The sequence below is a fragment of the Enterobacter sp. SES19 genome, from assembly GCF_011765665.1.
GTDB classification, from domain to species: domain Bacteria; phylum Pseudomonadota; class Gammaproteobacteria; order Enterobacterales; family Enterobacteriaceae; genus Enterobacter; species Enterobacter pseudoroggenkampii.
Genome location: NZ_CP050320.1, coordinates 2,628,825 through 2,652,568 on the forward strand (window position 1 = coordinate 2,628,825; position 23,744 = coordinate 2,652,568).

26 protein-coding genes are annotated in these 23,744 nt (G+C 51.4%); 3 read left to right on the plus strand and 23 right to left on the minus strand.

The features are described from left to right. Window positions 1-27: 27 nt before the first annotated feature. The 23 genes from GXP72_RS12470 to GXP72_RS12585 all read right to left on the minus strand — a co-directional run bounded on the left by GXP72_RS12470 (window position 28) and on the right by GXP72_RS12585 (window position 17,300). Complete coding sequence (locus GXP72_RS12470) at window positions 28-699, minus strand: phage tail protein (protein WP_100121981.1); 672 nt, start codon at window positions 697-699, stop codon at window positions 28-30. Between the two features lie 69 nt (window positions 700-768). Beyond that, window positions 769-1,179 carry a DUF4128 domain-containing protein gene (locus GXP72_RS12475; RefSeq protein WP_100121980.1) on the minus strand — a complete coding sequence of 137 codons (411 nt, stop codon included), beginning with the start codon at window positions 1,177-1,179 and terminating at the stop codon, window positions 769-771. Further along, window positions 1,176-1,760 (minus strand): hypothetical protein, encoded by a 585-nt coding sequence (locus tag GXP72_RS12480; protein WP_208762934.1) that lies wholly within the window; start codon window positions 1,758-1,760, stop codon window positions 1,176-1,178. Before GXP72_RS12480 ends, GXP72_RS12475 begins: the two co-directional genes overlap by 4 nt. 1 nt (window position 1,761) lies before the next feature. After that, a complete protein-coding gene (locus GXP72_RS12485) occupies window positions 1,762-2,112 on the minus strand; it encodes a hypothetical protein (protein WP_100121978.1) in 351 nt (116 codons plus the stop codon). Further along, window positions 2,112-2,594: a DnaT-like ssDNA-binding protein gene (locus tag GXP72_RS12490; RefSeq protein ID WP_208762935.1), complete on the minus strand. Its 483-nt coding sequence runs from the start codon at window positions 2,592-2,594 to the stop codon at window positions 2,112-2,114. Before GXP72_RS12490 ends, GXP72_RS12485 begins: the two co-directional genes overlap by 1 nt. 317 nt (window positions 2,595-2,911) lie before the next feature. Next, window positions 2,912-3,865: a major capsid protein gene (locus GXP72_RS12500; RefSeq protein WP_069719113.1), complete on the minus strand. Its 954-nt coding sequence runs from the start codon at window positions 3,863-3,865 to the stop codon at window positions 2,912-2,914. Window positions 3,866-3,876: 11 nt separating this feature from the next. Beyond that, the gene (locus GXP72_RS12505; protein WP_064791007.1) at window positions 3,877-4,647 is read right to left on the minus strand and encodes a hypothetical protein; all 771 of its coding nucleotides are present in this window, start codon (window positions 4,645-4,647) and stop codon (window positions 3,877-3,879) included. Between the two features lie 80 nt (window positions 4,648-4,727). After that, window positions 4,728-5,825: a phage minor head protein gene (locus tag GXP72_RS12510; RefSeq protein WP_208762936.1), complete on the minus strand. Its 1,098-nt coding sequence runs from the start codon at window positions 5,823-5,825 to the stop codon at window positions 4,728-4,730. A 1-nt stretch (window position 5,826) separates the two neighbouring features. After that, a complete protein-coding gene (locus GXP72_RS12515; RefSeq protein ID WP_100121975.1) occupies window positions 5,827-7,215 on the minus strand; it encodes a DUF4055 domain-containing protein in 1,389 nt (462 codons plus the stop codon). Window position 7,216: 1 nt separating this feature from the next. Next, window positions 7,217-8,524: a terminase family protein gene (locus GXP72_RS12520; RefSeq protein WP_100121974.1), complete on the minus strand. Its 1,308-nt coding sequence runs from the start codon at window positions 8,522-8,524 to the stop codon at window positions 7,217-7,219. Further along, window positions 8,502-9,488 carry a terminase small subunit gene (locus tag GXP72_RS12525; protein ID WP_100121973.1) on the minus strand — a complete coding sequence of 329 codons (987 nt, stop codon included), beginning with the start codon at window positions 9,486-9,488 and terminating at the stop codon, window positions 8,502-8,504. Before GXP72_RS12525 ends, GXP72_RS12520 begins: the two co-directional genes overlap by 23 nt. A gap of 451 nt (window positions 9,489-9,939) precedes the next feature. After that, the gene (locus GXP72_RS12530) at window positions 9,940-10,353 is read right to left on the minus strand and encodes an Ivy family c-type lysozyme inhibitor (protein WP_100121971.1); all 414 of its coding nucleotides are present in this window, start codon (window positions 10,351-10,353) and stop codon (window positions 9,940-9,942) included. Window positions 10,354-10,741: 388 nt separating this feature from the next. Next, window positions 10,742-11,260 (minus strand): hypothetical protein, encoded by a 519-nt coding sequence (locus GXP72_RS12535; RefSeq protein ID WP_100121970.1) that lies wholly within the window; start codon window positions 11,258-11,260, stop codon window positions 10,742-10,744. Then, the gene (locus tag GXP72_RS12540; protein WP_045143003.1) at window positions 11,257-11,793 is read right to left on the minus strand and encodes a lysozyme; all 537 of its coding nucleotides are present in this window, start codon (window positions 11,791-11,793) and stop codon (window positions 11,257-11,259) included. Before GXP72_RS12540 ends, GXP72_RS12535 begins: the two co-directional genes overlap by 4 nt. After that, on the minus strand, window positions 11,793-12,095 hold the full coding sequence (locus GXP72_RS12545) for a hypothetical protein (protein ID WP_014832171.1): 303 nt from the start codon (window positions 12,093-12,095) through the stop codon (window positions 11,793-11,795). Before GXP72_RS12545 ends, GXP72_RS12540 begins: the two co-directional genes overlap by 1 nt. 670 nt (window positions 12,096-12,765) lie before the next feature. Beyond that, a complete protein-coding gene (locus GXP72_RS12550; protein WP_047958756.1) occupies window positions 12,766-12,957 on the minus strand; it encodes a hypothetical protein in 192 nt (63 codons plus the stop codon). A gap of 192 nt (window positions 12,958-13,149) precedes the next feature. Beyond that, complete coding sequence (locus tag GXP72_RS12555; RefSeq protein WP_208762937.1) at window positions 13,150-13,983, minus strand: antitermination protein; 834 nt, start codon at window positions 13,981-13,983, stop codon at window positions 13,150-13,152. Further along, window positions 13,980-14,342: a crossover junction endodeoxyribonuclease RusA gene (rusA, locus tag GXP72_RS12560; RefSeq protein ID WP_208762938.1), complete on the minus strand. Its 363-nt coding sequence runs from the start codon at window positions 14,340-14,342 to the stop codon at window positions 13,980-13,982. The genes GXP72_RS12555 and rusA overlap by 4 nt, the downstream gene beginning before the upstream one ends. 2 nt (window positions 14,343-14,344) lie before the next feature. After that, the gene (locus GXP72_RS12565) at window positions 14,345-14,545 is read right to left on the minus strand and encodes a hypothetical protein (RefSeq protein ID WP_073961558.1); all 201 of its coding nucleotides are present in this window, start codon (window positions 14,543-14,545) and stop codon (window positions 14,345-14,347) included. A 4-nt stretch (window positions 14,546-14,549) separates the two neighbouring features. Then, window positions 14,550-15,152 carry a DUF1367 family protein gene (locus tag GXP72_RS12570; RefSeq protein ID WP_208762939.1) on the minus strand — a complete coding sequence of 201 codons (603 nt, stop codon included), beginning with the start codon at window positions 15,150-15,152 and terminating at the stop codon, window positions 14,550-14,552. 388 nt (window positions 15,153-15,540) lie between these two features. After that, window positions 15,541-15,765 carry a DinI family protein gene (locus GXP72_RS12575; RefSeq protein ID WP_208762940.1) on the minus strand — a complete coding sequence of 75 codons (225 nt, stop codon included), beginning with the start codon at window positions 15,763-15,765 and terminating at the stop codon, window positions 15,541-15,543. A gap of 256 nt (window positions 15,766-16,021) precedes the next feature. Further along, window positions 16,022-16,507: a hypothetical protein gene (locus tag GXP72_RS12580; protein WP_208762941.1), complete on the minus strand. Its 486-nt coding sequence runs from the start codon at window positions 16,505-16,507 to the stop codon at window positions 16,022-16,024. Continuing rightward, complete coding sequence (locus GXP72_RS12585) at window positions 16,494-17,300, minus strand: winged helix-turn-helix domain-containing protein (RefSeq protein ID WP_208762942.1); 807 nt, start codon at window positions 17,298-17,300, stop codon at window positions 16,494-16,496. Before GXP72_RS12585 ends, GXP72_RS12580 begins: the two co-directional genes overlap by 14 nt. Before the next feature lie 342 nt (window positions 17,301-17,642). Here GXP72_RS12585 and GXP72_RS12590 point away from each other — a divergent pair, with 342 nt between their 5' ends. From GXP72_RS12590 to GXP72_RS12600, 3 genes are all read left to right on the plus strand, one after another. Further along, the gene (locus tag GXP72_RS12590; protein ID WP_208762943.1) at window positions 17,643-18,440 is read left to right on the plus strand and encodes an EAL domain-containing protein; all 798 of its coding nucleotides are present in this window, start codon (window positions 17,643-17,645) and stop codon (window positions 18,438-18,440) included. Window positions 18,441-18,563: 123 nt separating this feature from the next. Beyond that, complete coding sequence (locus tag GXP72_RS12595; protein ID WP_208762944.1) at window positions 18,564-19,733, plus strand: autotransporter strand-loop-strand O-heptosyltransferase; 1,170 nt, start codon at window positions 18,564-18,566, stop codon at window positions 19,731-19,733. Window positions 19,734-19,744: 11 nt separating this feature from the next. Then, on the plus strand, window positions 19,745-23,744 hold a 4,000-nt coding region (locus GXP72_RS12600), incomplete at its 3' end, for an AIDA repeat-containing protein (RefSeq protein ID WP_208762945.1).

The window sequence follows — 23,744 nt, forward strand, 5'->3', positions numbered from 1 at the left end:
GCATAGAATATTGAAAGCTCTGACGGGTTAGGCGGCAGCGTCAGTCACCTTGTAGAACGTCATCGCCGGTGACTGCAGGTTTAGCACCACACTCACTGTCTCTACCTCGTTAACCGCAGTAGTCGGCGTGTCATCAAAGGATACCGTGGCCGCCCAATACCGGTTCTCCTTCGCCTTCGGCACGTACATGTAAGCCGCAACAGTCTCTTCGTCTTCGTCCAGTTGGCGCAGCAACGGATATACCGGGAGCGTGGAGTCGTGAGCGATCGAGTAAGTCTGAGAGACAGCGGATTTATAGGTATTCAGGTTGCGCTGGCGATCATCGCTGAGGAACTGAATCTGTGTGGTGTTCTGATCGCCACCAGATTTCGACACCTCAGTAATTTGTGGCAGCTCGGTCCATTCAAGCACCTTGCGGATCGAACCGGTACCGCCACCAGCGGCATATTTGTTTTTGTTGGTGGTATTGATGTTGCGAAGAGTTACGGCGCTTTCTGCAATCGCATCAATTTTTGCAATGACGTTATCAACACCGGACCAGTTGCAGTTCACATGAACAATATCACCCACCTTCAGTGCATCCGCTTCACTCACGGTGATCACCATATTTTCGGCGTTAGTCGCCCCGGTGAAAGTAATGGCTGGGCCATAACCCGATGCCAGATAGACGTGAGCGCCGTTAGGCAATGCAAAGCCCATATTGGTTACTCCTTTAGAAACGGGAAAGTCGGCTCAAGGCCGGTCAGTTGTGGAACATCAGAGAGGGAATCAGCTGGTAATGTCTGCCCGATAATTCAGGCTGACAGGGACGGTGTAGGACACTGGTGTAGGGATCCCGCGGAATATACCAGGCTCGCTGCTAATCCAGCACGTAAAGCCCCTGCCTTCAATCTCCTGCCCCTCGGGGAACAATTCAGCCACACGGTCTGCCAGGGCCACAACATCGTTACGGCCTGTGCCAGCTGGGGCCACAACGTTAATCTGGTATACACCTGAATAAATGCGGCAGCGCAATCCAAGGTCCAGCGTACGCGGCGTGGCGGGCATGTCATGGACTGCAAGATAGAGCCCATTAGACGGCGGTGTAAAAGGCACGTTTTCCCAGGCAACCGGGATACCTTCAGTATCAGCCCACTCGCCGAGCCTTGCGGCCAGCGCCGCCGCGATATCGGGAATCATTTAGTCACCTCCCTTACTGCTTCCTCAAAAAATCGCTGAAACTCAGCAGCAGTAATGCGTACCATCCCTTCCGGAGCCTGGGAAGAGTGCCCCATCTCCAGTCGATACGCGTAAGGGACGTTGTTGCAGAAATAAATAGCCTTCATCCCGACTTTGAACAGCGACAGCGTGTAATTGCCGGCGGCTTTTGTCAGATTTCCGGTTTTATCGACACGGCCTGTTTCATCTGTGGTCGGTGCATCAAAAGACACCTGCCAGTTGCCCCGAAACCGTCCACCGGTATACCCGGGCGGCGCTTTGATATCCATCCCATCCACCAGTCGAGCCTTCTTCTTAAGTCGTCCGGTTTTAGTCAGGTTTGCAGGGTCCGATTTTTGCGCTTCGTTATGGTCGTATACCGCCTGATTGTAAGAAGCTGCCGTCTGGTTGATGTCCCAGAGTTCGGGGTTGCCGACAGGTGACATCATCACCAGTTGATGAAGGATCCGAATGCCGACAGCACGTACGACCGCTTCCTGATTCGCTTTGGCTTTGTCCACAAACGCGGTGATGGCAGCCGTGAACGCCTTGTTATCGCTCATGCTATGCCCTCAACTGAGATTTGTAGCAGAGCACCACACCGCCCGGTTTCACCGGATTAGGCTTAACCACGCGATGCCTTACGCCGTCCACGTCGATAAGATCGCCGGTTTTAATTTCCTTCTCAGCGGTGAAGACAATCCGAACATCGCCGTTTTCAATGACGGTTCCATCAATTTCGCCTGGCGCGTAATCCGTCTTCACTCCTGTGGCGGTGAACTGGGTATCCTCGGAACGATGCTCCACACCACCGATGACGATTAACGTGCCCTTACGCGTGACGTCGTATGCAATGCCGTTCTGCTTGAGCATACGAGTCGTTGTCGCCTGCATTCGCTGATAGTTGATGGCCATTACGCGCGCTCCGCTAAAGTATTGATTGCATATCCACGCCCACCAGCCAGGTCGCCGAGAATAGCCATTACCGCCGGGTAAGTTGGCGTAAACACCTCACCGTCGGCAACCGCATAAGTCATGGTTACGGCGCCTTCGACACGTTCGGTTTTCACAGCGGCTTCGCGCACGCTGGAGAGTAAATCGCCGTCGATTGACTCTACCGCGAGCATGCACTGCGCGGTTATAACCTGCCGTGGTACTTCATCCGGCGGGAAATCATGTTCATCCAGAACGACATTCACGCGTGGCCATGCCAGCGGCTGTCGAGGGTCTGCTTTGGAACCTACCCAATCAAGCCCTTCCAGATAGTCCATCGCCTTAATCAGTAACGGCGCGAGCTTTTCAGGCAGCTCAACTCCTCTCAGCGTGGCAAATGACGCCAGTTCATCTTCGCTGGCGTAACTGTTAACGTCAGCGGCGGTGATATCAGTAATAATCATCTAAGCATCCGTTGAATGGGGCTTACGCCCCATCGGTTAGCCAGCGGCAGGCGGGGTAAAGGTGATCTCCTCACCGGATTTAGCAATACCATCAACAGTACCAGTGACTGTGAAAGTACCTGCCGTATCAGAGGTGAGCTTGACCGTCGCCCCACCAGCAGAACCAGTTTGAGAACTGGCCGTGCTAAGCGTGCCGCCTGTAGACGTCCACGCGACGGTTTTGCCGGATACACCGGAGCCATTCAGCGTGTACTTGAGGGAAATGGTGACCGCATCGGTGCTGTCAGCGGTTGCGGAGGTTTTATCCGCTGACAGCGTTACTCCCCCACTGCGGATTCCAGTTTGATCAGCACGCCTGCCGTTGATTTGTTGCTGGTGAAATGCTTCTTCCAGTTGCCTGCGGTGCCGATTTTAGTCAGGTCCGGGTTGTCACCTTTCGAGGTGTCCCAGCTGTAGCCCAGCAAGTCAACATTCACAACGCCTTCAGCACGGTATCCGATGGCCAGGTTTTCCTGATCGTTGATGTCGTAGGAACGGAACCCCGGCGCCTGAGACTCGGTGACGGTAACCGCTCCGGCTACCAGCCCAAGGATCGCATCAGCGTCCATGGTGTCGGTCACCAGAACAGGTTTACCCAACGTGCCCGGCTGCCCGCCGTAAACCACCACGCCCGCTTCTTCGTAGATTTTGTTGGCGATCGCCTCATCCACGATGTCGAAGTAAGTGGCGGAGTGCATAACGAAGAGCACAACACGGTTGAACTTGTCGCCATACTTACGCAGGCCGCGCGTCAGGGTCTTCTTGCCGTCTGTTTCGATATCGGCGGTGACCACCATATCCGCGTTGGCGCCAATAGCAGCCGTCAACGCCTTCAGGCCGTATTTCACGTAGCCTTCCAGCGTCGCGTCAGCCACATCAGTGCCGATCACTTCGGAGAACTCGTCAACCGAGCGGCCGCGGCGTTTGAACGCTTCTTCAGTAGTTTCGTATGGACCGTATTTCCACGGCGCTTTAACGGAGACGGCTTCACCAGCGCCAATCTTCTTACCAGTTACTTTTTCGGTGGAGTTAACATCACGCGATTCGATAGAGCCGCCCACCTTGTAGAACGCACGCTTGCGGAAATCGCCTTCAATCAGTTCGTTATCCAGCAGGATCGCTCCGTTGGAAGAGGCGTTGAAGATTGCGAGGTTATCCTGTCGTCGCTCAAGGAAAGCGGTTTGCGCCAGGTCGTCATAAATGATCAGGTCACTATTAACAGTGGTAGACATGGGTTAATCCCTTATTTTGGAAGTTTGAGGAAGGCCTGTTGGCCATGCTTGCGGATGTAGTCCGCCTTGTCGCTGGCGCTCATTTCGGAACGTTTCAGGCTGCCACCGCCGTTTGGTTTGTGTCCGCCCGCGCCGGTGCCTTCTGCGCGTGGGAAAAGATGCGGAGCCGTCTCCTTAAGAGACTCCGCCCACTCAAGCGGGCTTAGTGGAGTTTTGCCGTCTTTACCGAACAGAACGTCGCCATTTGCATCAACTGCTACGGCCTCGCCTTCGTCGTTGAGCTGGAATGTGCCTTTGGCACGCAGAATCAGATCGTCAGATGCTTCCGGCAGCGCGCCAGCTTTGGACGCTGCTGCACGGATTGCATCCCCCAGAACTCGATCCCGGAATTTGTTGGAGAACGCTTCGGCTTTGTCCGCGCGTTCATTTGCGGCTTTGATTTGCTTATCGACGTCAGCACGCAGACGCTCGGTGCGCTTATCGAGCACCTCATCGATTTTTCCGGCGGCAATCAGCTTTGCCTCTTCGTCGTCGGAAAAACGCTGGAGGATCCCGCGCACTGCATCAGGATCGATACCATCGAAGCGTGACAGGGTTTCTTTCTGCTGCTTAATGGTTCCCAGCAGCTCAGAGTTTTTCGATTTCAGGCCCGTGACTTCGCTGGTCACACGCTCATCAATCAGCTTCTGGATTTCAGGAGTGATTTCGATACCGCCGCCACCGCCGCCCTCACCGCCGCTTTCAGGTGCGTAATATTTCAGAAGCATGTTTCGAATTAACATAATTTCCCCTAGGGATTTTGCCGGGCCTCGCCCATAAAAAAGCCCCGGCGGATACCAGGGCGTGAAGTAAGATGTGGTTGTTAGTTGTCTGTGCCTGAGAGCTGCTTAAGACGTTCCAGGGATATCCATTCGCCTTTGTCAGTAAACATATCAGCCAGGTTGATTTCACCCGCGCGGAACAAACGGCCACGCTCGGCACCCAGAACCTGATCCTGGCGTTGTGCTGGCTGGCGCGCGAGCCATTCCAGATACGAATTTTCCCCCGGTACCTGTCCATCCATGCTAGCTCGAGTCCCCTCGTCCATCTCGCCGATATCGATGCCAAGTTCGCGCCACGACTTGAGGATCAGGGTTTCAGTAGAACGACAGCAAAAATGAATTTTCCCGGGTCCCTGTAGGTAAGGCACCTTATGCCCGACCGGTTTGTTATCCAGGGTATAGCGCAGCAGGTCACGAATAATGCAATCGTGGCTGGTTTTATTGTCCAGCGTAGACAGCCACTGTTTGCCTTTCACGATATCGCTGTTGGCACTGGTGAAGCTGTTGCGTGCTGAGGCAGCCAGATGATTTACGGCTGTTTTAGCGATGCTGGCGGCATTTGCCCTGCTCATCTGCAGCGCGCCGTCGCGATAGTCTTTGTTGGCGTGGCCACGAACATTGCGGGCTATAGTTTCTACCGTGTCGCCGGCAAGATAACCCCTGCGGACAGCGTTCACGATACGCGCCAGCCTGTCCGATTCCAGATTAACCGCCCACTCACTCAGCAGCCGCCCCTGAAAGGGCTGCGCCATCGCCGCGGCATACACCATATCGGCGGTGATGCCCTGCAGCGGATAGTGAGACAAGACCTGTGATGGCAGAAGGGAATCGAACAGGCTCAGCTGATAACTGGCTTCGTTCTTTGCCAGTGCCACCAGCTCATTTTCGAGCCCTGCCTGCATGGACGCTACGGCTTGATGGTTAAGTTCGCGCACGCTGCCCAGTAAACTCTCCAGACGGTTAACGGTGAAGCTCTCAGGAGGCAATTTGTCCAGCGCATCGAGCAGGCGGGCTGACAGATCTGCGTCCGTCTCGTTAAGCAACTTCACCATCCGATTTGCCACACCAGTGGCGTAACGACTTAACCAGACGGAATGTGCAATCGACTCATCGCGAAGGCTTTCGTTAATGGTGGCCATATCAGCCTCCGGTCAACGTGGGTGCCTGATTGCGAAGCGCATCAATAACCTCGTCCGGGCTGTCTGCCGGGTCAATGAGATCGAGCTTCTGCAGCGCGCGAATCATATCGCTATCGCGCAGCGCACCGGACTGCCAGGCGTTGACGATTGCCGTTACCATGCCAGACTCCGCGACCTTCGCTATGAACTCCTGGTTGATGGTGTAACTCGTCGATTCTCCCTTAATGCCTAGGTATTTCGCACACCAGCCAAGCGCCAGCGTATAGGCTTCAGAAACGTTTGAAACGCAGATACCGAGCACCGATGTTGAGGATGTTTGCTCACCGCTCGCTTGGGTTGCCGTCTTTGCCGTGGCGTTCTGCTCAATCAGCCGGGCGCCAAGCTGCACCATGTAATCGCGCTTGCTATCCATGGCCTCTTTAGCCAGCATGTTCGGCTGCGCCTGGGCATAACCAAACGAACCCTCCTTGGGAAGCAAAAGAGGTGATCGGGAACCAATTTTCACGCCCTTCTTCTCGAGGTGATCGCGCCAGTTGGTATCAAGCCCGGTCATATACGGCTGTACCTGGCCACAGAACCATACGCTGTCTTCATAGTCAGCACTGTTGCGGTAATGTCCGTGGTTTATTTCCACCAGCGCGGCCAGCGGCGAATCATCGATAGTAGGATCATTGTTTTGGGCACCGACAAAGGTGAACGGAATTTCGTCCCAGTAGTCCTTTCCTTTAGGCTTCGGATGATATTCGCTGTCGACGGTGTAGGTTCCGCTTGCGGTGCCACCAGCCCGGCGCCATACGCGGCATATGAACCTCCCTTCTTCCAGCGCGAGCTCGCGGTACTGGATTTCATCCTTGTAAGCGTAACCATCCGGCTCTTCTACGCATTCGCGCAGGACCACCAGCACCAGTTGATCGCGCCCGTTGATACGCTTTGTTCGCCAGTTGATGATGTTCTCTGCCGGGTAGCGGAGGATGATTGCTTCGTCGGATTCTTCAGCGTAATCGACATAAATGCCCTCTCGCGCAACCTCCAGCACGTTCTCCGCCACCAGCTGTGACTGCTGATAGATGCTGGTACCGGCCCCGTCAGCATTGTCCAACAGGTATTTCATCTTCTCCGGGCCGTTGAAAGTGGGATCCTTTCTATACGCCATCCCCAGCATGCCGATCTTCGTATTACCGGCAATCGCATAGAACACCGCGCGGCTCAGATAGTCCTCATTGCGCTTGCGATTGCGTGTGGATTTATCGGTTGGGTCGAGATACGGCAGATATTTATTACCCGCCGCTTTTACTGCCTCAGCCCCTTTGCAAAAGTCCCTGTATTTCCGCCAGGCAGCAGAAGCCGCCCGGTGTTCTGGTCGAACCCAGGTGATGTCGTCGTTTGCCATATCAGAAAGTGGTGTCCATGGTGATTGAGTATGCCGGCTTCACGATCGGATAATCCTTCACGATGAAGTACCCACCAGCATCATTGGGGTGATCGTTATCTGCTGATTTATCCGGTTCTCCATTGGCCGCCCAGATTTGCTGTTCGAGGCTTTCGGTATAAACCGGGCAGTTCTGGACGTTCACCAGATAGCGGCGTTCGCCGTTGGCGTTACAGAACATGGCGTTCATCGAGTTGATACGGTCCTTAACCGGCGGGTTGGCATCATCAACAATGACGCTGAATCCGGCATCGTTGAGCTGAGCAATATCGGTCTTGCTGGCGTTCTGCGATTTGCGTGAGTCACCAGAGGCATCCGGATAGATGTAAATCTCCCGGCTTTTAACGTATCGGCCATCCTCGTAGCGCCAGAACTCTTCCTGGATACGCTTAATCATCGCTGGCGTATCGTAGACCTTCACCAGCTCACGGACCGCACGCGGCAGACCATTACGCTTAACGTGAACAATCGCGGCCATTTTTCCCACGTTGAAGTCCATACCAATGAACAGCGGATCCCCGTCCCGAATCTCGTCAGAACAGTTATTCAGCTTACGGTTGAACGTGTGGTAAATGGTCCCGCTGTTGAGGTTGGTGAACTTCCCGCGCAGGTATGCCTGAATCAGTTCGTCAGGGTAAGAACTCAGCAGCGACGGGATGTAATCAGGCGGTAGATTCTTCGCATTGTCGAACGTGCTGGCCTGAATCAGGCCATACAATGCGGCAAGCTCTGGCTTTTCACGTACCGCCTTCACGAACTGCTGGTAGACGAACTTGAACCCTTCTGGCGTCGTCGTTACATCGATGCCATTACGTAGCCCATCAACCTTGTAACGCATACGAGCGATGATTTTTCGCCAGGCCTGTTGCGCTTTGGCTGCGGCCATTACATCCAGCTCATCCACCATTGCGTTGCCGATTTTGAAGCCGACTATTGAGCCGGGTTTCTCCATCGAACGGCAGATTGTTGTCCCGCGGTATCGTCGTCCCTCATAGAAGTGAACCTCTTTGTTCCCCTCATTGATTTTGACGCTCAAGCCCCAGTCAAAAGCCACCTCTTCAATCGTCGGGTAGAAGATGTCACGGATCTGCGGGTACGTCGGCGCGAAATAACCCTGGTTGATTTTAGGGTGCTCCCACATCCCCTTACAGATGCCGCCACAACCCACCCACGTCTTACCCGAACCGAACCCGGCAACGTAGGCTTTGAATTTGTGCTGCATCGCGAGGAAGCGCGCCTGAGGAATGTTAAGTGTCGGGCTGATCCCCATCGTCTGCCCTCGCATCCACTACGTTGATATTGATCTGCACTGGAGTTGGTTCATCGTCCTCACCATCACCTGCCAGCTCTTTACGGAGTTTCTCGACCTCAAGCTGCCGGCGTTCGATTTCAATCTGCTGCAGACGTTGTGCGAACTCGCTGTCAGCCAGGCCAAGGCGCTTCATTACTGCTTCAAACATTCTTTCCCGACTGATGGCTGTGATTTCGACGCCGTTTTTGCCGACCTTCACACCTGAATAGGCGAGCCTGGAAGCTGCCGGGAGTTTGCGTGTATCAGGGAAGTAAGGCTGGCCAATGCCGTCACCATTGCAGCGTGGACATTCTGGATTGGCCTCTCGGGTGTGGTCGTAACCGTAACCGCCGGAATCTTCGGGTTCACGTCTGTCACGCTCAACAGCCTCGAGTCTTTTCTCTTCGAACTCAACTGCATCACGCCACTGGTAATGATGACCGAAGCCCCAGCAGTAACGACACGCTCCGCGGCGATACTGCGAAAGCTGGTTTGCATCGAAGGTGGCGAGCTGCCACATCTGCGCCAGAACCTCATCAGCACTGCCAAGCGTGCGCGCAATGGAGGCTTTTTGCTGCTGCGCAATAGCCTGCGCAACGTTAGGATTCGCTATTAGCTGACGCCCGTAGTTTGGGTCACTATAACCAGCACGCGCAGCGGCGGCCGTGGCGTTATTGTCCTTCAGATATTCAGCAATAAAGCGCTTTACCTTCGCGCTTAGCTTTATGTCCACCAGCTCATCTGCGCTTTTATCTTTCTGCGCAGTGCGCACTATCTTTCGCGGGTAAATTTTTGTATTTTGCGCAGCAGTTTTCTTGATATAGCGGCGAGCAGTTACATAATTAAGATTATGCGCCTCGCACCATTCCTTAGGGGATATGCCAGTAGCAGCGTGATCAGACAGGAACCGCTTCTGCAGCTCGCCCCAGTCCGGCTTAGCCATTGTTACCTCTAAACTGAATGAACTTTAGACGTCACTCACAGCTTCAGTATTTGAAGCAATGAAGTATTTTTCTCAAAGAAATCTTGAAATGAGGATTTAAGCTTATGAAATATGTATAACTACGATGACGTACAGAAAATCAAGGCCAATCTCGAGTGGATAGTGCATCAAACCTCCGCCCAGTCTCATTTTCGCACTGAGCATGACCAATTAGTGATTTCCGATCTAATGGAACTAATCCAGACATATGAAACTCTTCTGGACCTTGTAAGCAAATTTGGTGCTTCTGTCTTAAACTCGGAAATCATAGCGGGACTATCAATAACAGAGGAGTTCATTGCTAAAGTTAAGCGAAATGAGGGTGCGATGTGAGCGACCAACACACTGAGTGGCGATTGATTTGTGTTTTGAAGCTTCAAACTGGTGGATTACAGTTTGAAGCTTGGGTTATTTAATTGCCGTACAGTCGATTTAAAAGCGCATTTTTCATCGCATTAGAATCAATCGGATCCACGTTTAACCAGGTCAATGTCTCACGATTCTTTTCTGCATTGAAATCAGAAAACACACCATGAATATCACCGCTATCAGGTGAGTAGAGAACAGCAATATTCTGTTCTGGACAACTGTGTGGTTTACACCCTGACAGTGCAATATACTTTTTGCCCGCAACTGTTACTTCGGTTGATGGCGTGCTCGTGCCACCACTTTTTACCCATGCAGGTAGTTTGTTTTTACTAATCAGCTGGGAGTAGCTTTTAGACGTGCTTTTTGCACTGGCGAAATCAGAAAGATACTGCCCCTCGTCGGCAAGAGCACTGAAAGATACAAAAGCCATAGCAGCGATAAACACTTTACCTTTCATATTAATCCTCATTCCATAAAGACATCTCAACACTATACCTTATCGGCTACTATGTCAGCCCTACAGTTAGCTAGAGGATTCCATATTACTGCCTATCCCAAGTGATTAACTCAGAATCATCCTAATAGCTACCGCTTATGCTTGTTGATTACGGACTGCTTGCCAGACTATTCAAGACTCTGATGAGGAGTTTGCCAACTCCAGGGAAACATCCATAAAAAGAGCAAGTGAAACTGAGACTCTGGTAGCCCTCCTTGTGAGGGCATTTTTTTACAATGCTGCGCTTCGCTTGTTAAATATTGAGTCTTTTCTACAATTTAATAGTGCTTTGCTATGTCAGGTAAAGCCGTCGTTCAGGAATACCCGTGTGCTCAAGGACGAGCCATCCCTAATTCTTTCTTTCCAACTCGATCTGCCTTATGCCAGCGAAATTATTGTTGCCCTTTTCAATTACAGCCAGTAGCGGCTTAATCCACAATACTACCTGGCAGTACGTCATGGAGTTGGTGGCAACGGCACGATCATCGGCTGTGTAAGGTCCATTGGAATCGGTGTGCATGGCGCTGGCACGTAAACGGTGCGCGTATTTGAGCAGCCCACCAGCAATGTCAGCAGGAACAGGCAGATCACAGGTTTTTTCACGGCGGAGAATCTCCCGATATTCGATTACGGTTTCTTCGGTGCTGGTGTCAATCAGGGAGTTGAGCCTATTGGCATGTTCTGCAACCTGATTGAATCGATTGAAGTTGAATGCCTGGGTAGCGATAACCTGCCCTTGCAGAGAATTGTCACTTCGCAGAACGTCGTTTTCACTTTGAAGATTACTGGCCTCCAAACAGCTCTTAACGAGGGCGACCGAAAGGCCAGCAATAATGACAACGCCGATAATACCCGGATTAATTTTCACTGGTCTATCCCCCAGCACGCCAGCGCACTTTCCTGGTCTCGCCGTTCTACCTGACCGTAGCAGCCGTTCTTCTGACCTTTAGTCATGCTGCAATCGCGACCACCGTCTTTAATCCACCAGCGGATTGCCTCGCATGCCCCGCGGCGGTCACCGGCATTAATGCGCTTATAGAACGTGGACGGGAAGCACTTACCTGGCCCGATGTTGTACGGGCAGAAAGAAGCTATCCCAGCTTTCTGAGGTTCGGTAAGCGGTACCGTAATATTGCGATCAACCCACGCCAGAGCCTTATTGCGTTCGATGGCGTTCACCTGATTGCATTTGGCCTGAGTCAATTTCATGCCCTGCACAACCGGTTTACCATCAACCATCGTTGCGCCGCGGCAAATAGTCCAGATACCGCCGCCATCTTTGTAGGCCGTGAGGCTGTTACCCTCTTTCTCATTCAGAAACTGATCGAGAATGACGGATGCAGGAGCACCAGCCAGTACCAGCCCCAGAACTGCAGTACTCAACTTTGCTCTGGATCCCATCACTCACCTTCCTTTTGTAATGCCTCAACGACCACGCTTGCAGCAGCGGGACGCTCGTGAAGGGGTTTATCACCAACGCCTTTCAGGTAGTCATTGACCATTTTTGTTCGCTTCTCATCCTCTCTACGCCTGCGGTTTGCATCTACCCGCCCGTTAATGTACGAGGCTAGCGAGATAAGCAGACCAGCAGCGCCAAAGAACATGAACACCAGATCCTGAGTGGTAAATCCAATGGCTGACGCCAGAGCTGCTACCCACGCGAAGAACTGCGTGAAGATGTTCCCTGAATCATTCATTTTCATGGTCTCTCACCTCGCTAAGTGCGGGTGCTGTTGATAAAAATAAAAAAAGCTGCCATACGGCAGCCTGATGATGATTGATACTCTTCGGCGCTTCTTTCTCCCTTAGGAAAGCAATAGATTAAACAATCCTTAAGGAGAGTCATTTAAACAAAAAAATAATTAACTGCTCACATAGTTTAAAGCTGTTATTATTTACATTAAGTCATGACTTTAGCTTTTGTGGATAAAAGAAAGACAATCGGGCAGAAGATGGAATTATTATTGCGGAGAGGAGTGATGTCGTTCTCCGCGCTTTTTTGTCTCAGACGAGCTTGTAATGTTTCGAGGATCGTTTTGCTAAAACACGTACTGAGGTTTAGCACCCTTTCTTAGCTCTGAGGTCTCTTACAAAACACAAGGGAGAAATAAAAAAAAACCTGCTCGGACAAGCAGGCATAAATAGCTAAGTTGGCAATAACTGAGGGAGTGGTGCCGGGTGCCTCCCGGTGGAAATGATCACAGCATTCATTTCCGCGCGCTGGTTGGACACTTTGGAGAAATGTCCTGCTGAACCGCCCCTCCGCTTAGGGGGATCCACCACAAAAACGCTTTCAGAAACATCCATTCCGCAGGATGCTTAAGAAGCATATGTGCAGTATGAAGAATCTGCCACATAATCAGATGAATATATTCATCTAAATGGTAGAGGGAGAGGGCCTTCAATCACCTCAGCTTCTCCGTTGTCGCAGATGTCGTCACCCTGTGTCAGATGCCAAATACCATTAAAAGTAAGTCCCGTCTCAAGGTCTTCAGTAACGCCATTGCTGAAGTAAGCAACCTGAATCCTACCGTTGTGCTGAATCCAGTAAAAACCTTCTTCCATATTCCCTCCTGCGTTGTTGGGGAAATTATAAGTCACCGCAGGGTTGAATGGTTTTAGATATTCTTAAGTCGCTATTAAGCAAAAAGCCCCACGGAGTTAACCGGAGGGCTTTAAACGAAGGCAATAACCCATCGTTAGAGCAAAATTACCACAGATTCGGGAAAAGTAAATAGCTCACGATAAATTCACGCCCTATTTTGTTATCTGCTTCAGCTGCGCATCAGCCCAGGCCTCTTCGATGTCAAACCTAGTGATGAGCTGATCGTAGAATGGCTTAACAGATTTCTTCCATATATCGAGGCTGATTGCATCCGTTATCTCCCTTAAAGCTGCGTAAGCCTCAGTTGATGGAATTCGCTCAAACCCCCGCCCACTGCAGCGCTTGCAATCAGCCAGTACCGGAACGCCCTGCTGCTCTGTAAGAGCCTGATTAACAGCTTTCCCGCGGCCATGACAATCTCTACAGGCACAACTAACAACCTTCTTCCCCTTACACTGAGGGCAGAGAACGCGTGCTACCTCCCTGACCTGCCTCCGTACCTCATACTCAGAAGGTCGAATATTTTCGACACCCATACTCAGCGACATCTTCACGAATTTCTTCTCTTTTGCCGGAGTGTGGGACTTCATGCTGAAAACCTCAGCGTCAATAAACCCTTCCCCATTGCAGCCATCGCACTGCTTCACACTGGCGGCGCTGCGGGAATAGTCCTCGAACGCGAAGGTGGCCAGTTGGTGCATTACCAGTGGTTTAACCACTGCATCAAGCTTTCGTAATGCCGCAACCCGATCGCACTTAGTCAACGCGTACTGGGCCAGCAGTTCGATCGCCCTCTCCCGGTCATTATTGCTGATACCCATCTTCCCGAGAAAGGCGCTGTAACCCAAGGCTGCCCGCTCCTGCGTCATGCCCATAGCAGCCATGATATCAGTTCCGGTTAATGAGTCTGACGCCGTAGCGCGCGGAGAGTCGCTAATCATTGTCGATTTGGCGAAGTGATATTTGAGGGTGTTTTCAAGATTCATGCGGTCTCCAGCTCGGTAATGGTGAGTACTAATTTCCCGCCCTTAACGACAGGCATTTTCACAACGCGATAGTCGACTACCTGGCAGTCATCCAGCCAGAATTCCGCCTTGGTTAAAGCGTCAAAAGCTGCCTTCTGCAGGTTATCCAGATCACGGCGCCGGCAGTCGGGCATGTGACATTCAATTCGGATTTTTAGTGGTGCGGCCGTGCGGATATTAAGCCGGGCGCTTCGAATGACACTGGCGACCGCATAGCGATACGCTACGCCATCAGCGCTAATGTGAGTGCGCCCGCGGTTGTGCCGGTAATACCGGTTGTTGCTCGGCGGCCAGGGCAAAGTGATTTGATATGTCTTCACGCTCACCCCCACATCCGGTTTCGCCAGCGACTGTCCGGGCGCGCTGGTGTATTTGAGGTCGGCAGGAATGCACTGACAGTCCAGGTCACGTAATCTGGGTTAAGGCTACGCTCAACGCGCACGCCGCGCGCTTTGTAACGCTTAACCAGCTCGTCGGCCTGTTCGGTGCTGCAATCGGTGTGGTGGAACCAGCTTTTCTTCATTCCATCACCCCGCAAAACCAAGCAGCTGAGCGGCGACATTTTCGGCCTCATCACGACTGCGGAATGAACGGGACAGGACCCAGCACCAGAGTACATCGAGCGCTGCTTTATAGAGCTGCTGGAATTCGAGCTCGTCCATGTTGGCAAACGAGATGCTTCGAGGATGTTTTTTGAGTGTGCCGTCTGGCAGCTGAATGGCATCAAAGTGCCCTGCCTCGATGATCACCCATGAGCGATAAGCATCGAAGGATTTGCACAGGCTAATGCCATTCGTTACGCGCCGGTATGCAACCTGCTCAAGATACTGCTCAGCAGCATCAATAAGTGCGCCCTCGTTCCCGCCATAAGAAGCCAGGAACTTGGCGTAGCCGGTAATCAGCTTCCGCTCGTTGCTAGAGATAGCCCCGCCGGTTGGTTCCCAGTATTCAAAACCGAGATTGAGAAGCGCGAAAAAGCGCCGATGGAATGCCGGGTTACGTACCCGCCTGAACTCGGCAACAAGAACATCGCCGAGTCGGGTTTTGGATTGCAGGAGTTCGCTGGTCTCGGGCGTAGCCGGGATCAGTATTCCTGAGTGGTGTTTGATAAGTTGTAATTCTAGCGCCATGGTTATCTCCGTGGCGCATCAGGTATAGGTTGTTCAGGCCTATGAAAGAATAATATCAGACGGGGGTGTAATTCGGTACCCAACCCGTTTTGCAAATTGCATGAACCCGTTGAGAGTGAAGATTTCTTCCTCTTCGAGTAACGGTCTTAATGAAACTATTCCATTTACTCGATAAACCAGATATCTCCCTTCCGCCGGGAAGCTATAGATAACTGCTTTATCGGCCCTTCTGACCACGTCGTACCATTGGTCATCTGCATTAAAGGCATCTGCACTACACACTATTTCCCCCAGAGCGACTTATTGACGCGGTAAACAGTAATCGGGAACAGCCAGGGGAACGCAAACAGCGATACTCTTTGAAGCTGCTCCAGTGAAATTCACGCGATTAATAAAACCACTCGTCAGCGCTTTCCCACGCCTCCTGCAGGATATGTTCGACCTCTTTCTTGTCGCCCCCGAAAACAGTCAGCCCATCATTGCTGGCACGCCTGATCGTTAGCTGACAATCATCAAACTGCTTACTGAGTCTTTTGAGCAGTTCTGACTCGAGCGCAGGTATAGCTCCATCAGGAAGTTTCTTCATGCGATCAATGGTTAACTCAATTTTCATTTTTCCCTCCGCAATGAATTACTGTATGCATATACAGTATATTTATAAACGTATCTCTCGGTTTTTGCAACGCTTTAACAGCTCACTAATCACAAGGATGATGAAACAGCCAGGCAAACTACTGGCGGCTTCTTAACGCGGAGATAATGGAAGCCTAAAGTTCTTCTGGATGGAAGTTCGGGGAGAAAATCAGGTTGATTTATGGCTCTTCTGCGGTTCGGGGTATTCGTACGCAGCAGGAAGAGCCGTTTGAGTCTCATCTGTTTACGCAAAGCGCAAACGGCGACTGCAGGTTTCCTATCAGCCAGCCATTACTTGTAGGCTCTATCTTAAGTTGGCGAACGGTACCTTCAGGAACGTAAAAGAAGCTGCTTTTGAAACTTTCATCATCAGCAGTATCGCGTGGATTTTTAACGTAGCGTGTATCGGTCAGTGAAATCTCACCCGGCCTGTTCATCTCATAGCTAAAGAGAATTGTACGTGAGATTACATTAACACCTTTGTCTGACTGGATATTACCCGACAGGACAGCCTGGCCATCGTGGTTTTTATCCAAACGGAAAACAAACTCCAGCGTAGCGATGAAATCAGGTTCATGGTGGTTATAACGTACTATTGTGGAACAGTTTACATTTAACGCACTCTGTTTTTGATGCATGTGAACAAAGAACCACACCGATAACGCGAGGATGACGATTAAAATTACGGCCAGCACCCCTGTTTTTTTATTAATTGCGTTCATAACCACTCCAGTAGTTATTGAGGCAGGAAATGTATTTATCATTTCTGGCTGTACATCGACTAATAAAAGCTCGTCCCTTGTTGCCGTAAAGATATGACTCAGAAACCTGATACAAAAATGAGGTTCCGTCCAGACAGTCAATTCCATTGGCCTTTGCCAACTCGATGAACAAGTCTTTTTTTTGTTCAGAAAGTGATGCGGAGTTTCTTTGTACAGTGTATACAGGGCACGAACCATAGTTAAAGAGAAAATAAGTCTTCAAATCCCTTACCTGAGCCAAGTCTTTTGATGGAACTCTAAGCCCTAATGTAATTAAGGTTGCGCTAACTAAAACGACTACCAATGCCAATGCGAGAGGTAATTTTCTATATTTAACTCGCATCAAAGAGCGTTGTTTTAATATTTGAGCGTCATTGTTTTCATCTTGCAATCGAGACTCATCCTCAGAAGTGGGTTGAGTCAAAACCCTTACCTCGATATCACTATTAAACATAAAACCAACGCGAGGCACCGTAGTAATACACTCCTCGACAATCCCAAATTGTACGAAGTGCTTTCTAAGTTCGGAGATGTATTTGTTTAGCGTGTGACTAGAAGAACGAAGACCATGAGCATCCCAGACGCTATCCAGAAGTTCATTTCGCGTCAGAACCTGACCATGCTTTTCCAGAAGACATGCAAGAAGTCTGTTCATTGTCAGGGTCAGAATGACAGTAGAGCCCTCGTCTCCGGATGGCCATATAGCACCATCTTCCGATCGATAGAAAACCCTATTATCAATCACGAAAACCATCTCTGACTCCTTATCCATGATGGTAATTGAATGGTTTCTCTCGTTTCTCCAACTAACGGAAACCCATCAGTTTCTTTCTTTCATCCTAGCACAGCCAGGCGCAGCAGCAGTTTTTGCAGTCACATAGCTTGTAAATGGATACATTATTAGAACATTGATTTGTAATTTAACAAACCCACGATACATATACCTACACTGCGTTTTTGGTTGATAGGATTATTCGCAGAAGTGAATGAGCAGGTTCTTATTCTTCAGGAAGAGTCTACCGACCTACCGCCATTCACAGTCCCGGGAACGAAGAGACACCTCGGGTAGCGAATCCAGTAGATAAGGAGCGACATTATGATAAGCACCAAAATGCTCATGAAGGCAGAACGTTTCTTCATCAAAGCTCGTACATTGATTAGAGAAACAATCTTATCAGCGGAACTGACCAATGCTGAATTTGTACCGTTTATCCAGCCTGTATGTAAGGGAGATAAGATCGTAGGCGGAGAGGTATTACTCAGAGTTCTCAAAGATGGGATTTACCAATCTCCCGAAAAATACCTTTCGGCAATGGAATCATGTGAGGTGATTAATGATGTCACTTGCAGTCTGATGTCTGATGTTAAAACATTTTTCGAAGGCTATGAAGGTACTCTACCTGATGACTTTTATCTCTCCTTCAATATCTGTGCGAGACAGTTGAACTCTTCAAGAGTTATTGAAGCAGTGACGGACTTTAAGAAAACATTCGACGGACGCATTGCCGTCACACTGGAAATTGTCGAACGAGGAACAATGAACCTGGACGACTTTGCACTCGATGCAATGCAGCAACTTACTGAATCAGGTGTGAGATTTGCGATTGATGATTTCGGCAGCGGAAGTTCATGTCTCAAATACATTGAGCATGCAGGTTTCTCAACAATCAAGATTGATAAATGCCTCACAATTGCGAGCAATGGATCATTAATCTATTCCGCGGTGATTGAGTCTATTATCACTCTCGCAGAACGATTGCAAATTCATGTCATTGCAGAAGGTATAGAAGATAAAGAACAACTATCGCTTTTGAAAGATAAAGGAGTGGATATTTTTCAGGGTTATCTATTTTCAAAGCCTGTAAGCATGCACGAGTTTTGCACGCACATATAACATTTTTCAAAAACATAAACACAGCAATTCGCAACCTATCATGGAACAGCATTACTTAAATAACAGTAGTGCACTCGACCTATTTGTTACAAATTTTAAATCACCACCGAGGACAAATTATATATGTCAGCTAACTTCCCAAACCCTCCAGAGCTTCCGTCATGCTCAGGGCCAGAAGGAATTCTTTATGACTTTAATTATGGCGCACGCGTTTTGCTTCCGGAAGGAAAATGGCACGTCATCTTAATGGATGACGACAGCGGTAATATTCTTTTCAGCTGTGATTCAGAAGGCGGGTGGGTCACCAGTAATAAAAAATATTACGTCCGCTTCCGCATTCAGGTATTCCACCAGGGAGAAGCGAGTCCGATCCTGGATGAAACGTTAGATATGAAGGACAAGCCCGTCGTCATCTTTTTCCCTACGGGTACGCTGGGCGACATGCTTGGCTGGTTCCATTACGCCGAGCGTTTTCGTCAGCTGCACCGCTGTCAGCTTGAATGTGTGATGGGGCAGGAAATCATCGAGTTGCTCAGCGCGCAGTATCCCGAGATCACGTTCTCCACAAAGGACAATCTGCAGACGCTCAATCCCTACGCGTCCTGGTATGTCGGCCTTTTCTTTAAGGGCGACACCACTCATCAGCCCATCGATTTCAGGAAGGTCGGCTTCCACCGTAATGCCGGCTACATCCTGGGGGTAGATCCGCGGGAGTGTCCGCCACGCCTGAAGCTTGATGCGGAGCGAAAAATTGCGGAACCGTACGTCTGCATCGCCGCGCAGTCCACCAACCAGGCCAAGTACTGGAATAACGGCCATGGCTGGGCAGAGGTCGTTGCTCACCTTAAGTCTCTGGGATACCGGGTGCTGTGTATCGACCGCCATGCGCATTACGGCCAGGGCTTCGTCTGGAACCATATACCCCTGGGTGCCGAAGACTTCACGGGGAATATTCCGCTTCAGGAGCGGGTGGACCTGTTAAAGCATGCGAGCTTCTTTATCGGGCTGGGCAGCGGGCTGTCATGGCTTGCCTGGGCATCGGGTATCCCTGTGGTGCTAATCAGCGGATTCAGTCTCCCCAATAGCGAATTTTACACCCCCTGGCGGGTGTTCAGCAGCCATGGCTGTAACGGCTGCTGGGATGACACGTCCGTTGATTTTGACCACGTGGATTATTTGTGGTGTCCGCATCACAAACACACCCCCCGACAGTACGAGTGCACGAGCCTGATAACCGGTCGGCAGGTTATCGGCATGGTGGACCGTCTGCATTCAGGATTAGTTGATAAGTAAAGGACGTAAATATGAACAAGATATATACCACAGTCTGGTGCGAGTCGCGCCAGCAGTGGATAGTTACCTCTGAACTGGCAATCGGCTCCGGTCGCCCAAAGCTGACGCCTAAAAAGAGCGCGCTGGCACTGCTGCTGGGTGCAATGCTACTGCCTTCAGGTCCGGTTATGGCTGCGGATTATAAGGGTACTATCGTCACAGGTATACAGGTTATTAACTCAGGAGATACAGCCACCTCCACCACCATTAATAGCGGTGGTACCCTGTTAATCAATACCGGAGGTTATGCCTCTATCACCACGATCAATAGTGGTGGTGCTCACGTCATTTCCAGTGGTGGCTCGGCCACTTCCACTACGATTAGCGGTGGAGGACAACTCGTCTCCGGAGGCACCGCCTTCAGAACCACCATTGGCAATAGTGATTATAATGTTGGTGGCTATCAGAACATATTTAATGGTGGTTCAGCCACCTCCACCACCATCCACTTTTCTGGTACTCAGCGCGTTTACAGTGGTGGTCTAGCCACCTCCTCCATCATCAACAATATAGGTGCCCAGCACGTCTTTAATGGCGGTTTGGCCGCCTCTACGACTATCAACCAGGGCAGGCAGCACATCTCCAGTGGTGGCTCGGCCAACATGACGACAATCGGCGGCTTCTTAGGCACTCAATACGTATCAAGTGGAGGCACAGCGACTTCCACTACCATCAACAGCGGTGGTTATCAGCGCATTGAGGGCGGCGGCTCAGCCACCTTCATTACCATTAACAGCGATGGTTATCAACTCATCTCCAGTGGCGGCTCAGCCACCTCCACGACCATTAAAAGCGGTGGTACTCAGCGCATTCTGGGCGGCTCAGCCATCTCCACGACCATTAACGGCGGTGGTACTCAGCGCATTGAGGGCGGCTCAGCCACTTCCACGACCATTAACAGCGGTGGTATTCAAAACATCTCATTGGGCGGTCGGGCAACCTCTACTGACATCACATTCGGTGGAAAACAACAAGTTTTCAATGGCGGTGTAGCTGTTAATACCACTATTGTAGGAATTAGTGGAGAACAGCACGTGCTCAAGGGCGGCACTGCCACTGATACAATTATCAAAGCCCTGGGAGAACAGCACGTGTCCAGTGGCGGCACTGCCCGTGGCACCTTTATCAATAACATGGCACATCAACGTGTCTTCACTGGTGGCTCGGCCACCTCTACTACCATCGATGGTGGTTATCAGCACGTCTCCAGTGGCGGCATGGCAACCACTACAACCATCAACAGTGCCGGAACACAGCGTGTCTATACTGGCGGCACGGCCACCACTACGACCATCAATAACGATGGCAGTCAGCACGTCTCCAGTGGCGGCTCGGCCACTGATACCACAATAAGCAGTGGCGGCAGTCAGCACGTCTCCAGTGGCGGCTCGGCCACTGATACCACAATAAGCAGTGGCGGCAGGCAGTACGTCTCCAGCGGCGGCTCGGCCACATCTACCACTATCAATGGTGGTGCCTGGCAGCACGTCTACAGTGGCGGCTCGGCCACCTCTACCACAATCAATGGTGGTACTCAGAACATCTCCAGTGGAGGTTCGGCCACCTCTACCACCATTAACAGCAATGGCTGGCAGATCGTCTCCAGTGGCGGTTCGGCCACTGATACCACTATCAACAGTGGGGGGAGTCAGCGCGTCTCCAGTGGAGGTTCGGCCACTGATACCACAGTAAGCAGTGGCGGCAGGCAGTTCGTCTCCAGCGGCGGCTCGGCCACATCTACCACTATCAACGACGGAGGTAGTCAGTACGTCTACAGCGGCGGCTCGGCCACCTCTACCACTATCAACGACGGAGGTAATCAGAACATCTCCAGTGGCGGTTCGGCCACCTCTACCACCATTAACAGTGATGGCTGGCAGAACGTCTCCAGTGGCGGTTCGGCCACCTCTACCACCATCAATGGTGGTTATCAGGATATATTAAGTGGAGGCTCGGCCACTGACACAACCATCAGTGATGGCAGACAGCGCGTCCTCAGTGGTGGCTCGGCCACCTTTATCACAATCAATGGTGGTGGTCAGTACGTCTCCGGTGGCTCGGTCACTTCTACCACAATCAACAACGGTGGTGCTCAGTACGTCAACAATGGCGGCGTTGCCTCGATTACAACCATCAGCAGCGGTGGTGCTCAGGAGGTATTAAGTGGTGGTTTAGCCACTTCCACCATCATCAAAACCGAAGGTATCCAGCACGTCTTTAATGGCGGCTTGGCCACCGATACGACCATCAACATCTTCGGTACCCAGTACGTCTCCAGTGGCGGCTCGGCCACTGATACCACAATCAATGGTGGTTATCAGCACGTCTCCAGTGGCGGCTCGGTCACTAATACCACCATCCATAGTAGTGGTGGTGGTCAGCTCGTTTCCAGTGGCGGTTCGGCTACCTCTACCACCATTAACAGCGACGGCAGGCAGTACGTCGCCAATGGCGGCTCGGCCACTGTCACAACCATCAGTGGTGGTACTCAGATCGTTTATGGCTCGGCCACCTCAACCACAATCAATGGTGGCGTTCAGAACGTCTATGGCGCGGCCACCTCTACCACAATCAATGATGGTGTTCAGGTCGTCTACAACGACGGCTCGGTCACCTCCACCACAATCAATAGTGGTTATCAGGACGTCTATGGCGCTGCCACCTCTACCACAATCAACAGTAGTGGTTATCAGTTCGTCTACAGTGGCGGCTCTGCCACTGATACCACAATCAGTAGTGGTGGTTATCAGTACGTCTCCAGTGGTGGCTCGGCCACTGACACAACCATCAGTGGTGGTGGTTATCAGAATGTCTACGCTGGCGGCTCGACCACTTCTACCAAAATCAATGGTGGTACTCAGAACATCTTCAGTGGAGGTTCGACCACCTTTACCACCATTAACCACAATGGCTGGCAGAACGTCTCTGGCGGCAAGGCTACCACTACTACCATCAATAGTGGCGGTGCTCAGTTCGTCTACAATGGTGGCTCGGTCACTTCTACCACAATCAATGGTGGTAATCAGGTCGTCTCAGGGGGCTCGGTCACTTCTACCACAATCAATAGTGGTGGTCAGTACGTCTCAGGGGCCTCGGTCACCTCTACCACAATCAATGGTGGTAATCAGTACGTCCTGAGTGGCGGTAAAACCACAGACACCACCATCAACGGCGGGCAGTCCTGGTTGAAAAACGGTGCAGTGGCCAATGGCGAAACCAAAGTGGGCTCCGGTGGTGAAGTGCGGATGGACGCCGGCGCTCTCGCAACGGACGTCAACATCTCCGGGGGCACCCTCTCAGTCAGCGACCTTACAGATGCCACAGCCAGCCTGACTCCGGCTCAGGTTGATAAGCTCACCATGGATGGTGGCAACGTCAACTTCCTGCGCAACAGCGACGGCAAATTTGCAAAGCTGACGATTACGGAGCTGAACGGCACCGGGAACTTCCTCCTGAACACCTCCCTCGCAGACCGTAAAGGCAATTTCGTCACTATCGAGGAGGGCACAGGCCAGTTTGGTATTGCCGTGGCTGACTCCGGTAAGGAGATATCAGACCACACTGACCTGACGCTGAACCTGATTCATGAGAAGGGCGGTGACATTGACTTTGAAATGGTCACGGCATCCGGCCGAAGTACCCGATTCGTGGACGGCGGCACGTACATGTACACCCTGTACAGCCAGCAGGATAAGGACGGCCTCACCGGCGGTAACGTCTGGTATCTCGGTGCCATGGATGACGGCGGCGAGAACCCGGGTGGTGAGAATCCGGGCGGTGAAAACCCGGGTGGCGAAAACCCTGGCGGTGAGAATCCGGGCGGTGAAAACCCTGGTGGCGAAAACCCGGGTGGTGAAAACCCTGGAGGCGAGAATCCTGGCGGAGAGACCCCTGGCGGCGAGAACCCAGGCGGTGAGAACCCGGCTTTTCGCCACCAGGGTTTTCACCCCCCGGATTCTCCCCGCCAGGCTT

Excerpts from the sequence above, each read along its gene's own strand:
- GXP72_RS12470 (WP_100121981.1), bottom strand. The coding sequence starts at position 699 with ATGGGCTTTGCATTGCCTAACGGCGCTCACGTCTATCTGGCATCGGGT.
- GXP72_RS12475 (WP_100121980.1), bottom strand. The coding sequence starts at position 1,179 with ATGATTCCCGATATCGCGGCGGCGCTGGCCGCAAGGCTCGGCGAGTGG.
- GXP72_RS12480 (WP_208762934.1), bottom strand. The coding sequence starts at position 1,760 with ATGAGCGATAACAAGGCGTTCACGGCTGCCATCACCGCGTTTGTGGAC.
- GXP72_RS12485 (WP_100121978.1), bottom strand. The coding sequence starts at position 2,112 with ATGGCCATCAACTATCAGCGAATGCAGGCGACAACGACTCGTATGCTC.
- GXP72_RS12490 (WP_208762935.1), bottom strand. The coding sequence starts at position 2,594 with ATGATTATTACTGATATCACCGCCGCTGACGTTAACAGTTACGCCAGC.
- GXP72_RS12500 (WP_069719113.1), bottom strand. The coding sequence starts at position 3,865 with ATGTCTACCACTGTTAATAGTGACCTGATCATTTATGACGACCTGGCG.
- GXP72_RS12505 (WP_064791007.1), bottom strand. The coding sequence starts at position 4,647 with ATGTTAATTCGAAACATGCTTCTGAAATATTACGCACCTGAAAGCGGC.
- GXP72_RS12510 (WP_208762936.1), bottom strand. The coding sequence starts at position 5,825 with ATGGCCACCATTAACGAAAGCCTTCGCGATGAGTCGATTGCACATTCC.
- GXP72_RS12515 (WP_100121975.1), bottom strand. The coding sequence starts at position 7,215 with ATGGCAAACGACGACATCACCTGGGTTCGACCAGAACACCGGGCGGCT.
- GXP72_RS12520 (WP_100121974.1), bottom strand. The coding sequence starts at position 8,524 with ATGGGGATCAGCCCGACACTTAACATTCCTCAGGCGCGCTTCCTCGCG.
- GXP72_RS12525 (WP_100121973.1), bottom strand. The coding sequence starts at position 9,488 with ATGGCTAAGCCGGACTGGGGCGAGCTGCAGAAGCGGTTCCTGTCTGAT.
- GXP72_RS12530 (WP_100121971.1), bottom strand. The coding sequence starts at position 10,353 with ATGAAAGGTAAAGTGTTTATCGCTGCTATGGCTTTTGTATCTTTCAGT.
- GXP72_RS12540 (WP_045143003.1), bottom strand. The coding sequence starts at position 11,793 with ATGGGATCCAGAGCAAAGTTGAGTACTGCAGTTCTGGGGCTGGTACTG.
- GXP72_RS12545 (WP_014832171.1), bottom strand. The coding sequence starts at position 12,095 with ATGAAAATGAATGATTCAGGGAACATCTTCACGCAGTTCTTCGCGTGG.
- GXP72_RS12550 (WP_047958756.1), bottom strand. The coding sequence starts at position 12,957 with ATGGAAGAAGGTTTTTACTGGATTCAGCACAACGGTAGGATTCAGGTT.
- GXP72_RS12555 (WP_208762937.1), bottom strand. The coding sequence starts at position 13,983 with ATGAATCTTGAAAACACCCTCAAATATCACTTCGCCAAATCGACAATG.
- GXP72_RS12565 (WP_073961558.1), bottom strand. The coding sequence starts at position 14,545 with ATGAAGAAAAGCTGGTTCCACCACACCGATTGCAGCACCGAACAGGCC.
- GXP72_RS12570 (WP_208762939.1), bottom strand. The coding sequence starts at position 15,152 with ATGGCGCTAGAATTACAACTTATCAAACACCACTCAGGAATACTGATC.
- GXP72_RS12575 (WP_208762940.1), bottom strand. The coding sequence starts at position 15,765 with ATGAAAATTGAGTTAACCATTGATCGCATGAAGAAACTTCCTGATGGA.
- GXP72_RS12580 (WP_208762941.1), bottom strand. The coding sequence starts at position 16,507 with ATGAACGCAATTAATAAAAAAACAGGGGTGCTGGCCGTAATTTTAATC.
- GXP72_RS12585 (WP_208762942.1), bottom strand. The coding sequence starts at position 17,300 with ATGGTTTTCGTGATTGATAATAGGGTTTTCTATCGATCGGAAGATGGT.
- GXP72_RS12590 (WP_208762943.1), top strand. The coding sequence starts at position 17,643 with ATGATAAGCACCAAAATGCTCATGAAGGCAGAACGTTTCTTCATCAAA.
- GXP72_RS12595 (WP_208762944.1), top strand. The coding sequence starts at position 18,564 with ATGTCAGCTAACTTCCCAAACCCTCCAGAGCTTCCGTCATGCTCAGGG.